We start from the raw sequence: 361 nt of genomic DNA on the forward strand, positions 1-361 counted from the left end.
ACGATTGATTTAAATAAATATGATTTTGCCTATGATGAAGAAGGTAGAATCATTTGGGCTTTATATAATGATATTGAAAAAGGTAAATTAAAAGATCCAAGAGATATGGATTCTACTCCTGAAAGTAGAAATAAATTTGATGATGCTATGGATAGATATAGAAATGGGATGAAAACTAATTTTGATGTAGATACTCCAAATGATTGGAGTGAACAACAAGCCACTTTATTCAAAGATACTCTAGTATTAACTGCCAAACTAGCAGCCCTCACTCCTCCTCAAGGCTATCCTAATGCCCCTTATTATTTTACCCCTGAAAGATTGGAATGGATTTATAAAAGAGGATATTTAGATAAACTCC

The 361-nt window shown here is 32.1% G+C and carries 1 pseudogene; it reads left to right on the forward strand.

Features of this window, described 5'->3' with window-relative positions:
• Positions 1-361: pseudogene (locus H2277_RS09195) on the forward strand (hypothetical protein); the annotation flags it as partial.

This window comes from Campylobacter sp. W0014 (genome assembly GCF_020135975.1).
Classification (GTDB): Bacteria; Campylobacterota; Campylobacteria; order Campylobacterales; family Campylobacteraceae; genus Campylobacter_D.